General features: G+C 66.2%; 9 protein-coding genes and 1 other RNA gene. 7 read left to right on the plus strand and 3 right to left on the minus strand.

Annotated features, from left to right (window positions below; translation table 11 throughout):
* The coding region (locus ACHFFZ_RS07780; RefSeq protein ID WP_394276082.1) for a glycerate kinase at positions 1–291 on the minus strand (291 nt) is incomplete at its 3' end.
* Between the two features lie 201 nt (positions 292–492).
* Between ACHFFZ_RS07780 and ACHFFZ_RS07785 the strand changes: the two genes are divergently transcribed.
* From ACHFFZ_RS07785 to ACHFFZ_RS07805, 5 genes are all read left to right on the plus strand, one after another.
* Positions 493–1554, plus strand: coding sequence for a LacI family DNA-binding transcriptional regulator (locus tag ACHFFZ_RS07785; protein ID WP_394276083.1), 1062 nt, complete (start codon positions 493–495; stop codon positions 1552–1554).
* A gap of 131 nt (positions 1555–1685) precedes the next feature.
* Positions 1686–2519: an ABC transporter permease gene (locus ACHFFZ_RS07790; RefSeq protein ID WP_394276084.1), complete on the plus strand. Its 834-nt coding sequence runs from the start codon at positions 1686–1688 to the stop codon at positions 2517–2519.
* A gap of 4 nt (positions 2520–2523) precedes the next feature.
* A complete protein-coding gene (locus tag ACHFFZ_RS07795) occupies positions 2524–3456 on the plus strand; it encodes a carbohydrate ABC transporter permease (protein ID WP_394276085.1) in 933 nt (310 codons plus the stop codon).
* A gap of 53 nt (positions 3457–3509) precedes the next feature.
* Positions 3510–5108, plus strand: a complete 1599-nt coding sequence (locus ACHFFZ_RS07800) for an ABC transporter substrate-binding protein (protein WP_394276086.1) — start codon at positions 3510–3512, stop codon at positions 5106–5108.
* A gap of 35 nt (positions 5109–5143) precedes the next feature.
* Complete coding sequence (locus ACHFFZ_RS07805; RefSeq protein WP_394276087.1) at positions 5144–6589, plus strand: hypothetical protein; 1446 nt, start codon at positions 5144–5146, stop codon at positions 6587–6589.
* Between the two features lie 31 nt (positions 6590–6620).
* On the opposite strand, the gene ACHFFZ_RS07810 is transcribed toward ACHFFZ_RS07805, so the two are convergent.
* Together ACHFFZ_RS07810 and ffs are read right to left on the minus strand one after the other, a co-directional pair.
* A complete protein-coding gene (locus ACHFFZ_RS07810) occupies positions 6621–9656 on the minus strand; it encodes a DNA polymerase III subunit gamma and tau (RefSeq protein WP_394276088.1) in 3036 nt (1011 codons plus the stop codon).
* A gap of 390 nt (positions 9657–10046) precedes the next feature.
* An RNA gene (gene ffs / locus ACHFFZ_RS07815) (signal recognition particle sRNA small type) lies at positions 10047–10143 on the minus strand.
* A 203-nt stretch (positions 10144–10346) separates the two neighbouring features.
* Here ffs and ACHFFZ_RS07820 point away from each other — a divergent pair.
* Positions 10347–11765, plus strand: a complete 1419-nt coding sequence (locus ACHFFZ_RS07820) for an amino acid permease (protein ID WP_394276089.1) — start codon at positions 10347–10349, stop codon at positions 11763–11765.
* 145 nt (positions 11766–11910) lie between these two features.
* Positions 11911–12276, plus strand: coding sequence for a PaaI family thioesterase (locus tag ACHFFZ_RS07825; protein WP_394276090.1), 366 nt, complete (start codon positions 11911–11913; stop codon positions 12274–12276).
* Positions 12277–12403: the final 127 nt, after the last annotated feature.

Genomic DNA, 12403 nt, shown 5'->3' on the forward strand with positions numbered 1-12403 from the left:
CCCGCTGGCCTCGGCCATCTCGATGACGGCAGTGGTTCCGTCGCCCAACATCCCCCAGGTGGCCTCCACCCGATCGCCGAGCGGCCCGTCGACGGTGGTCTGCACGAAGCTCCCGCCGGTGGCGTCGACCAGCGACTGCACAGTGCCCTCCCCGCCGTCGGCCATCGGCACGTGCACGAAGTCCGTGTCGGGCATCACCTGCCGCATCCCACGCTCGAGCGCCTCGCAGACCTGCTTGGCAGTGAGCGACTCCTTGAAGGAGTCGGGGGCAAGGACGACGGTGTGCCTCATGGGTCCATTGTGCTCGACACGATGAGCCTTGTCCGCTACGGCCCTGAGGCAATCCCTTCCGTTTGGGCAGGGACACAGGCGATTGCCCTAGGGACGGTCCGGAACGAGTCAGGTGAGCACCTCCGCAATCCCATCCATTTCGACTCTTGACACGCCCTTCGGGCATGCCGCAAAATTACAGTTATACGATTAATGTGGAGGATGTCCTCCACTGCACCAACGGAGGTGGAGATGGCCCGCCGCACGACGATGCAGGACATCGCACGCGAAGCCGGCGTCTCACAGGCCACCGTCTCCTTGGTGCTGAACGAGGCGACAGCGGGACGAGTGTCCAAGGAAACCGCGAATCGCGTTCGCCAGACAGCCACCGAACTCGGCTACCGCACCAATGCCCACGCAAAGGTCCTGCGCGAGGGACGCTCCACCATGATCGGCTTCATCGGTGACGAAGTGGCCACCTCACCCTTCGCCGGCGAACTGATCAAGGGCGCCCAGCACCAGGCATGGGCAGAACAACACGTCCTGCTCACGGTCGACACCAACCGGGTCCCCCGCCTCGAGCAGGCGGCCATCACCATGATGCAGAGCTACAGCGTCATCGGCATCATCTACGCAGCCATGTACCACCGTGTGGTGTCCCTTCCCGCGGAACTGCAAGGGGTACCAGCTGTGTGCGTGAACGCCGAGGACGAGCGAGGAAGCGTTGCCAGCATCTTCCCCGACGAGGAGAGAGGCGGTCGCGAGGCTGCTGAACTTCTTCTCGACCGAGGGCACCGGCGCTTGGCCGTCATCAACATCGCCCCCGAGGATTCGAAGCTCCCGGCAGCCGCCGGACGCCTCGCCGGTTTTCGCGCGACCCTGACCAAGCGGGGCCTGGCATTGCCCCCGGAGCATGTCGTCCACGGCAGCGGTATCCACGCCGATGGCGTCGCCTTCACCCACCACCTGATGCGCCTGCCCGAGCCTCCGACCGCAATCTTCTGCGCCAACGACCGCACCGCCCTGGGTTGTTACCAAGCCCTCCGCGAGATGGGTCTATGCGTGCCGGAAGACGTGTCGGTGGTCGGCTTCGACGACCAAGACATCCTGGGCGATTGTTTCGCGCCGGGCCTGACCACCTTCAGGCTCCCCTTCGAAAGGATAGGCCGCGAGGCGGTGGAGCGGCTGCTCTCACCCGAACCGGATACCCGCCCGCTACGTTCTGCAATTCCGTGCCCCTTGGTTGAGCGCGGATCCGTCTCAGCACCTCCCGCCACCCACTAGGAGAATCAATGAGGATTTCTCGCCGCAAAGCGGCGCCAGCAATCGACATGCCGGTGAGACAGGCCCCCCTGCTCCAGCGCATTCGTCAGTCGTGGCAGTTATACGTTCTACTTGCGCCCGGGATCATCTACTTGGCCATCTTCAAGTACTGGCCCATGTACGGGGCCCAGATTGCCTTCCGCAACTACAACCCCATCGACGGCTTCACCGGCAGTCCATGGGTGGGTCTCAAGCACTTTGAGCGCTTCATCGACTCCTATCAGTTCGAGCGCCTGCTGACCAACACCCTGTCGGTGAACATGCTGGGCCTGCTGATCGCCTTCCCTGTGCCCATCATCCTGGCGCTGGTGATTAACCAGCTGACCAGCGAACGCTTCAAGAAGTTCGCCCAGACTGTTCTCTACGCGCCCTCGTTCATCTCCGTCGTCGTGGTCGTGGGCATGATCTACCTCCTCTTCAGCCCCCGGTCGGGCCTGGTGAACCACGCCATCCAGCTGGCTGGCGGCAACCCCATCTTCTTCATGGGCGAGCCCGGCTGGTTCCGTCCCCTGTTCATCGGATCCGACATCTGGCAGAACGCCGGTTTCTCGATGATCGTCTACCTGGCAGCCCTCACTGCGATCGATCCATCCCTGCACGAAGCGGCGAAGGTGGATGGTGCCAACAAGTTCCGGCGCACCTGGCACATCGACCTGCCGGGAATCCTGCCGGTGATCACGATCCTGTTCATCCTTGCCATCGGCAACCTGTTCAACCTCGGCTTCGAGAAGGTCTACCTGATGCAGACCGACCTGAACCTGCCCACCTCCGAGGTGATCAACACCTACGTCTACAAGACCGGTCTCCAGAACGCACAGTTTAGCTACTCGGCCGCCATCGGACTGTTCAACTCCGTCCTGAACCTCATCCTCCTACTGACCTTCAACTGGGTGGCCCGCAAGGCCAACCAGTCGAGCCTCTGGTGACACCATGAGCCATTCCGCACCCACCACCGACACAGCCCGGCGCAAGCCGCAGAGCCTCCTGGGGCGTATCGCCGACCCCAGCTTCAACGTGCTGAGCATCTCCGTGCTCCTGCTCGCCATGGCAGCGATCATCTACCCGCTCTACTTCATCGTCATCGCTTCCATCAGCGACCCCAATCAGATCCAGCAGGGCCGCGTCTGGTTCATCCCACGCGGCGTCACCCTCGACGGATACCGCACCCTCCTCGCCAATGACGCCATGCTGAGAGGATTCGCCAACTCTGTGATGTACACCTCACTTGGCACCCTGATCAGCGTCTCGATCATCCTCGCCACCGGCTATGCCTTGTCCCGCAGGGACATGCCAGGGCGCAACCTGTTCATGATCCTGTTCGTGATCACGATGTTCTTCGATGGCGGCCTGATCGCCCGCTACCTCGTGGTCAAGCAGCTGGGCATGCTCGACACCATCTGGGCCGTCATCCTGCCCGGCGCGGTGGGCGTCTGGAACCTGATCATTGCCCGCACCTTCTTCGAGCAGAACGTCCCCAACGAACTTCGCGAAGCCGCCCAGCTCGATGGCTCGAACGACTTCAATTTCTTCTTCCGGATCGCACTGCCCATGACGAAGCCGCTGATCGTGCTGATGGCCATGACGCACATGGTCGCCTACTGGAACAGCTACTTCGATGCCATGATCTACCTCAATGACGAGTCGTTGTACCCGCTCCAGCTCGTACTGCGCAATGTCCTGATCCAGTCCCAGGCATCTGCCTCGATGGATACGGGTTCGATCGACTCCTATGCCGCTGCGCAGCGTCTGGGCGAATTGATCAAGTACGCCATGATCGTCGTCTCCACCGTCCCGCTGCTGTGCATCTTCCCCTTCATGCAGAAGTACTTCGTCAAGGGCGCGGCCCTCGGCGCCCTCAAGTGAGCCATACCCACCAATCCGCGGAACACCTCCGCACCTCCTGAAAGGTCAATGAAATGCAACGACGCAATTTCCTCCTCAGCGGTCTCGGCATCGCCGCAACAGCGGTGATCGCCGGCTGCTCCAAGGGCGGCTCCGAGGGAGCAGCCGCAGTGGACGATGCCTCAGCCGATTTCGGGCTCAAAGAAGAGGGCCTGCCCATCGTCGCCAAGACCCTGCCGCTCACCTTCGCGGGCACCAAGTCCGCCCTGGCACCCAAGTACGAGTCCATGGCCTTGGTCCAGCAGTGGCAGAAGGACACCAACATCAAGGTGACGTGGAACAACCTCCCCGACACCGTCTTCGCCGAGAAGAAGAACCTCATGCTGGCCAGCGGGGATCTGCCCGACGCCCTGTACAACACAGGCCTGTCCGACGCGGAGATCATCCAGTACGGCACCAACGGGACGCTCATTCCCTTGGAGACCCTCATCGATGAGCATGCACCCCTGCTGAAGGGGATCTTCGACAAGAGGCCCGACATCAAGTCGGCGATGACAGCATCCGACGGGCACATCTACACCCTTCCTGCCGTCGAGGAACTCGGGATCCTCCCGTACCCCAACTTCCTGTTCATCAACAAGAAGTGGCTCGACGAGGCAGGCCTGCCCGTGCCCAAGACGGTGGCAGAGTTCAAGAAGGCGCTGCAAGCCTTCAAGAAGCGCGGCCCCAACGTCATCCCGCTCAGCTTCCGCACTGACTCCTTCTGCGCGAACCCGCATGATCTGATCGCCGCCATCGGTGGCATTCCCGACAACAACGACCACCGCATCGTGCGCAACGACAAGGTCGAGTTCACGGCAAACACCGACGGTTGGAAGGCCGGGGTCAAGGAGCTCGGGCAGTGGTACAAGGAAGGCCTCATCGATCCTGAGTCCTTCTCCCAGGATGACGCCGCCTACATGGCCAAGGGCAAGAATGAACCTGCCAATTTGGGCGCCTTCTTCTGGTGGGAACTCAAGGAAGTGGTCGGGGACGCCCGCTTCAAGGACTACGTCATGGTGGGCGTCCTCGAGGGCAAAGACGGCAAGCGTCTGGCGAGCGTCTCCAACAACCAAGAGATCAATCGCGGAGCCTTTGCGATCACGCGCAGCAACAAGTACCCCGTCGCCACCATGCGCTGGGTGGACCGTCTCTACGACCCGGCCATGTCTGCCCAGGCGAGTTGGGGTCCCATCGGCGTCACCCTCAAGAAGGACGCCAGCGGCATGTTGGTTCAGATCCCTGCCAAGGCGGGCGAGTCCGAGGGCGAGCGTCGCCAGAAGGTGGCCCCCGGAGGACCCAAGGTGACCACCGCTGAGGACTTCGAGAAGGTGGTCGCACCCGAGCCCCGAGCCAAGGAGCGCCAGGACCTGGTGAAGGAGCACTATGAGCCGTACAAGGCCAATGACCGCTTCCCACCGGTGCTGCTGAGCAATGACGAGCTCCAGACGGTCACCGATCCGCAGACCGACATCACCGCCCTGGTCAAGGAGAAGTTCGCCACCTGGATCGTCAAGGGCAACATCGATGCCGAGTGGGACGGGTATGTTGCAAAGCTGCAGAGCATGGGGCTCGAGGACGTCATGAAGGTCTACCAGGACGCCTACGACCGCTACAAGGAACAACAGGGCTGACAGCAGCCACCGCAGCCGACCCTCCAAGGACAGCAATGAAGACGAGCAGCGTCGACCCCACGACCGATACCGAGACGCCCCACTTCAGGCCGAGCCTCCACTTCACGCCGCGCGACACCTGGATGAACGACCCCAACGGGCTGGTGACCCACAAGGGTGTGCACCACATGTTCTTCCAGAACAACCCGCACGGGCGCGAGTGGGGCAACATGTCGTGGGGTCACGCTGCCTCGTCCGACCTGCTGCACTGGACCGAGCTGCCGGTCGCGCTGACCGGCGACGAGACCGAGGGCATCTTCTCCGGCAGCATCGTCTGGGACCGGGAGAACACCTCCGGTCTGGGCGATGGCGACGAGGGTCCGCTGGTGGCGCTCTACACCAGCGACTTCACCGAGCACTCCCCGCGCGGCGCAGAGCAGGCCCAGTCGGTCGCATGGAGCATCGACGAGGGCCGCAGCTGGACCAAGTACGACGGCAATCCGGTGCTGGCACGGGGTTCGCGGCAGTTCCGCGACCCCAAGGTCTTCTGGCACGAGCCGACCGGCCGCTGGGTGATGGTCTGTGTCGAGGCCACCGACCGTCAGGTGGTGCTGCACACCTCCACCAACCTGCTGGACTGGGAGCTGGCCAGCATCGTCGGCCCGGCGGGTGCCGTCGAGGGCCTGTGGGAGTGCCCCGACCTGATCCAGGTGCCGATCGAGGGCAGCGACGAGCTGCGCTGGGTGATGCTGGTGAGCCTGAACCCGGGCGGCCCGTGCGGTGGTTCGGGGATGCAGTGGTTCCTGGGCGACTTCGACGGGAAGACCTTCACCGCCGACGGTCCCGCGCGGACCCGCTGGTTCGACCACGGCCCCGACATGTACGCGGCGGTCAGCTTCGCCGGGCGTCCCGCCGGGGCACGGCCGCTGGTGGTGGGGTGGATGAGCAACTGGAGCTATGCCGGCAACTCCCCCACCCGCCCGTGGGCCTCGGCGATGACGCTTCCGCGGGAGCTCTCCCTGGCGCCGGTGGACGACGACCTGGTCCTGCGCCATTCGCTGGTGCTGCCAGATGGTTCGGGGCCTGACGAGAGTGTCCCACTGGAGGTCGGCGACGACGGCACCCTCCCGCCCCACGGTGCCTACCTGCTGCGGACCGTCCTGCCGGGCGAGGACGTTTCCAGCCTGGCCCTGAGCCGGACCGCGGCCCCGGATGCGACCCACGGCAGTGGCCGCACAACGCTGACCGTCCAGCGCGAAGGCGCCCGCCTGCTGGTGGATCGTCGGGAGGGAAGCCTCACCGATGTCCACGACGGCTTCGAGAGCTTCCAGGTGGAGCTGCCCGAGCGTGAGGTCACACTGCAGCTGGTCGAGGACCACGGGCTGGTCGAGGTGCTGCTCGACGACGGCCTGATCAACGTGAGCGTCCAGACCTTCCCCGCCGACGGACCGCTGGAGGTCGGGGTGCTGGGCACCGAGGTGCAGGTGGTCGGGCTGGACTAGCCCAACCCGAGCACCTGCGACCTGGCCGGACTCAGAACTCCTGGCCCTCTTCCTGGATGACGACTCCGCCGAGGGCGCGGGTGATCAGCTCGGCGGCGGACTCGCCGGACTCGTCGAGGGTCTCGTCGTCCTCGCTGACCAGCTTGGACTCGTCGATCTCCGGCTCGGGCTCGCTCGGTCCCGAGGCGGTCTGGCGGATGTTCTGCCGTGCCTGGGCGGTCCAGCGGGAGGTCTCTGGTTGGTCATCCTCCTCGGGCGGCGGCTCGGGAGCACTGGTGGGCGTGCGGGGGCCCGGATCCCCGTCGCCTCGGGTGACGGCCGAGACGGGCGCCTGGCCCTGCCCCGACTGGGGTCCCGCTGCCGCTTGGAATCCCCGGCCCTGCCCGGCGTGCTGGGCTCCCTGCTGCTGGGCGGGATGCCAGTCGGTGCGTCCGTCGGTGCGCGGCGGAGCGCTCTGGCCAGACTGGTCCGCGGCGTCCTGGTTCGGGCCCCGACCGGGTGCCGGCGGCTGTGAGGGCTGACCGCCACGGGCCGGGCCACGGCCCTGTTCGAGGATGGCCTCGATGCGCAGGTCGGCCCCCATCACCTCGACCATGCAGTCGCGCAACACGTCTTGGCTGCCGCCGCTGGCGAAGCTGTCGCGGGCGCCCGGATTGCTGAAGCCGAGCACCAGGCGTCCGTCCGTGACGTCGACCACCTGGGCGTTCTGGCTGAGCAGGATCCAGGCGAAGCGACGACGGCTCTTGACCTCGTCCAACACCTGCGGCCACAGCCGACGCACGTCGGCGACGGCGATCTGACGACCATCCTGGCCGACTGCTGGCTGGGAGGCCGGTGCCTGCGTGGGTTCGGCCTGGCCAGCGGGAGCGGGTGCCGGCTGACCGGCAGGGCGCTGCCCCTGCGCGGGACGCTGCCCCTGCGCGAGACGCTGTCCCTGGACCGGCGGCTGGCCCTGTACGGGCTGGCCACCCTGCTGCGGCTGGCCGTCCGGAGGCACCTGGGCCGGCGGCGCGGCCGGGGCCTGCGGCGTCGAGGCGTCCGGCTGGCGCTGCTCCTGCTCGGGCCGGGACTGGGGCTGGCCGGGCGTGGGGGCCTGACTGACTGAGTGCTGCCCGGGCGCGGTTGGCTGCGCCACGCCCTGTCCCCCGTGCTGCTGGGGAGCGTTCTGCTCGGGCGCGAACTGTGCCGCCTGTCCCTGGGCGGCCTGACGGGCGGCCGCGGGCCCCATGGGAGCGCCTGTCGAATCCCCCACAGAGACAGGCATCTGGCCGCCGAGGTCGTCGGGCTGCCACTGCCCCGCACCCGGATCGGCCGGCTGCGCGGGGGCACCGGCCATGCCGATGCGTCGCTCCAGACGATCCAGCCGGGCGTGGATGCCGCGGCCGTCGACGTCGGCACCGGGCAGCAGCACGCGGGAGCACATCAGCTCCAGGTGCAGCCGCGGTGCGGTGGTGCCGCGCATGTCGGTGAGACCGGTGGCGATCACCTCGGCGGCGCGAGTCAGCTCACCGGCGCCCATGCCATTGGCCTGCACCTCCAGTCGCTCGGCCTGGTCCCCCGCCACGTCGATCAGCCCGCTTGAGACCGCCTCGGGAACAGCGGCGACGATCACCAGGTCGCGCAGGCGACGCAGCAGGTCCTCGGCGAAGCGCCGAGGGTCCTGCCCGACTTCGATCACCTTGTCAATGGTGGAGAAGACCCCCGACGAGTCACCGGCTGCGAAGGCGTCCATGATCTCGTCGAGCAGCGCGTCGGGGGTGTAGCCGAGCAGTGCGGAGGCCTGCTCGTAGCTGACCCCGCCCTCGGCGGCGCCGCCGAGCAGCTGGTCGAGCACGCTCAGCGAGTCACGCACCGAACCCGCGCCGGCACGCACCACCAGCGGCAGCACGGTCTGGTCGACGGCCACCCCCTCGCGGTCGCACAGCTGCGCCAAATAACCCTGCAGCACCTTCGGCGGGACCAGCCGGAAAGGGTAGTGGTGGGTGCGGGAGCGGATGGTGCCGATGACCTTCTCGGGCTCGGTGGTGGCGAAGATGAACTTCACGTGCGGCGGCGGTTCCTCGACCAGCTTCAGCATCGCGTTGAAGCCCTGGGCGGTCACCATGTGGGCCTCGTCGATGATGTAGATCTTGTAGCGGCTGTTCACCGGCGCGAAGAAGGCCCGTTCGCGCAGGTCGCGGGCATCGTCGACGCCGCCGTGGCTGGCCGCGTCGATCTCGATCACGTCGATCGACCCGCTACCGCCACGCGCCAGGTCACGACAGCTCTGGCACTCGCCACATGGGGTGGGCGTGGGGCCCTGCTCACAGTTCAGGCAGCGGGCCAGGATGCGGGCGCTGGTGGTCTTGCCGCAGCCACGAGGACCGCTGAACAGGTAGGCGTGGTTCACCTTGTTGTTGGTCAGCGCACGCTGCAGCGGCTCGGTGACGTGCTCCTGGCCGATCACCTCGGCGAAGTTCTCGGGGCGGTAGCGACGGTAGAGGGCCAGCGGAGCCTGCTGCTCCACCCGGGCCGCATCGGGCACGGCGGGTGCTTGTGCGGGTGCAGGCGCAGCGGCATCCGAGTCGGCAAGAGCCGGATCGACCAGCGGAACCGCCTCGCCCTCGGGGAGGCCGGAGCCGGTGGCAGCGTCGAGGTCGACGGACTCGGCCATGTCCATGGACTCGTCCAGGTGGTCCTCATCGAAGTCCTCGGCGGACGCGTCGTCCCTGTCGTCAACCTCGTCGTCATGGGGGGCCGTCTGGTCGGCGTTGGCAACCGCCTGCGCCGGGACCTGGGGGATCAGCTGGTCGGCGCCGCCCAGCAGCAGCTCGTCCTCCTCGTCATCGTCGTCGAGTTCGGCCAGCTCCTCCTCGCTGAGGCCCGAGCCATTCTCGGCCAGGCCCGGCACCGTCACGACAACCTCCGGCTCATCCATCGTGGTCTGCTCCTGCTCATCAGGATCGGCGAGCGGCTCGCCGCCACGCTGGGGCTTCGGCTCGTCGGGCACGGCAGGCTCGTCGAACAGGCCCGGACCGCCCTGGTCGAAGAAGTCCTCGGAGCCCTCACCGGGCTGGGGATCGCTCACGTCGTCTACCACGGCCCCGAGCCTAGTAGGGGGCGCCGACACTTTCCTGCGCCCCGAGCCGCCACCAGTGCAGCGGGGTACCGCCACCATCCCCAACGCGTCCATGACCGGAGCATGTCGCCTCGCTGCCAAAACAGACGCGACGGAAGCCTTGGAAGGTTCAAAAGCAGTTGGCCCTCCACAACTCGTCTGTTTTCGCGCGGCATAACCTCCCGCCAGCCTTGCCACAGCCCACGGCCAGGAACCCGGTGGAAATCCCGGACCCGAGGAGCACGGCTGGACGATCCCACCGCCGACCAGTTCGCCGACCGGATGCACCAGGGCCGCTGCGGATCGCGTGGGAGCAGAACGGCTGACCCACTCCGGAGCCGACGAGGCAGGCCCCGGAACGCAAAGGGGCCCCCGCGCACCCGGAAGAGCTCACTTACCCTTGCTGTCTTTCGACCCTGGGGGAGTTGGGCGAGATACCGTCACGCGGGGACCTTGCCAAGGACAATACCGCGAGCTGGGGCACCAGCACGAATCGGGCCGGCAACACCGTCGCGACGAAGTTCGTGAAATGTGCCCGCGGGGAAGCCAGATCGTCACTAGCCTCACCCCATCCGCACACCGACCATCGGTGCTGAGCCGGCTTCCTGCTGACAGGGCCTGCGTGGTGGTGCGCCCAACGGAAGGAATGCCCCCACATGAGTGAGCACCCCCGCCACTTCACAGGAATCCGAGCACCTGCAGCGAAGCCTGAGCAACCGACACATCCAGCTGATCGCCATCGGCGGCGCCTTCGGCACCGGCCTGTTCATGGGCTCCGGCAAGACCGTCCACGCGGCGGGCCCGTCGCTGCTGCTGGTCTACCTGATCATCGGCGTCATGCTCTTCTTCGTCATGCGGGCGATGGGAGAGCTGCTGCTGCACAACCTCGACTACAAGAGCTTCCAGGACTTCAGCGCAGAGATGCTGGGGCCCTGGGCCGGCTTCTTCACCGGCTGGACCTACTGGCTGTGCTGGGTGGTCACCGGCATGGCCGACGTGATCGCCATCAGCGGCTACTGGGATTACTGGGTGCACGACAAGTTCTGGGCGATGGCGCTGGCGGTGCTGGTGATGGTGGGCCTGCTGGGCCTCAACCTGCTCACCGTGAAGCTCTTCGGCGAGCTGGAGTTCTGGTTCGCGCTGATCAAGGTGGTGGCGATCATCGGGCTGATCGCGGCCGGCATCATCATGATCACCACCCGCTTCACCTCCCCCTCGGGCAATGTCGCCAGCATCAGCAACCTGTGGTCTCACGGCGGCTTCTTCCCCACCGGCACCAAGGGTTTCTTCGCCGCCTTCCAGATCGCCGTCTTCGCCTTCGTCGGCATCGAGCTGGTCGGCACCACCTCGGCCGAGACCAAGGATCCGGAGAAGACGCTGCCCAAGGCCATCAACTCGATCCCGATCCGTGTGGTGCTGTTCTACGTCGCCTCGCTGGCCGTGATCATGTGCGTCACGCCGTGGGACGAGGTGAACCCGGCCGTCTCGCCCTTCGTCAACATCTTCGGCCTGCTGGGCTTCGCGGCGGCAGCATCGATGATGAACTTCGTGGTGCTCACCTCGGCGTCGAGCTCCTGCAATTCCGGCATCTACTCCACCAGCCGGATGCTCTACGGCCTGGCGCACCGCGGCATGTCTCCCAAGCGATTCGGGAAACTCTCCGGCAACGGCGTTCCCGTCGCCGGCCTGGTGGTCTCGGTGACGCTGATCCTGTCGGTGATCGGCCTGATGGTGAACGACTCGATCATGGCCGCTTTCACCGTGGTGACCACGATCTCGGCGGTGCTGTTCATCTTCATCTGGTCGATGATCCTGTTCAGCTACATGACCTACCTCAAGCGCCACCCCGAGGCGCATGCCCGCAGCAGCTACAAGATGCCGGGTGCGCGCTTCATGCCCCAGGTGGTCCTGGCCTTCTTCGTCTTTGTCCTCTACGTGCTGACCCAGGAGGCCGACACCTTGCAGGCGCTGATCGTGACGCCGCTGTGGTTCATCCTGCTCGGGGTGACCTGGTTCTTCGGGCGGCGACGTGTGGCCCCGGATGCCGACGACATCACCCCGGAGGGCACGTACGTCTGAGCCCTGTGTTGTGCGCAGTGCCTGGGCGCCTGCGGGTTGCCCCGACGACCGGCAGGCGCTCTGTGCTGGGTGGGTGATGGCGTCCGGCCTGTGGGCGTGAGGCGGGAAGCCTGCCGTGGCAGGACTTCACCCCTACGCTGTTCGCATGGGATTTCGCGAACACACCGGCGTCATCGCCGAGGCCAATGCCCCCGTCGCTCGGGTGTCCACCGACGACACCGCGGAGAATGCCAGCGGTGGCGTCCACGGCGGCCTGATTGCCACGCTCGTCGACGCAGCCATGGGCAAGGCTGCCCGGCTGACCACCGACGACGACGCGAAGGTGGTGACGGTGCAGCTGTCGATCACCTACCTCAACGGCGCCAAGCCCGGCGACGAACTGGTCGCGCGGGCCGAGGTGCTCAAGAGTTCCAAGAACCTCGCGCTGGTCACCTGCGAAGTGCACCGCGAGGGCGACGACGAGCACATCGCCCAGGCCCAGGCCACCTTCGCGATCAGCCACAAGGACTGAGCTCTGACCTGCCGGCTTCGACCCCCGCGCCGCGCCGGTTGGCGCGATCCGTCCAGGTGAGGCTAGGCTGTCCCACGGAGGATTCGCCTAGTGGCCTATGGCGCTCGCTTGGAAAGCGGGTTGGGTT

Source organism: Luteococcus sp., assembly GCF_043424415.1.
Classification (GTDB): Bacteria; Actinomycetota; Actinomycetes; order Propionibacteriales; family Propionibacteriaceae; genus Luteococcus.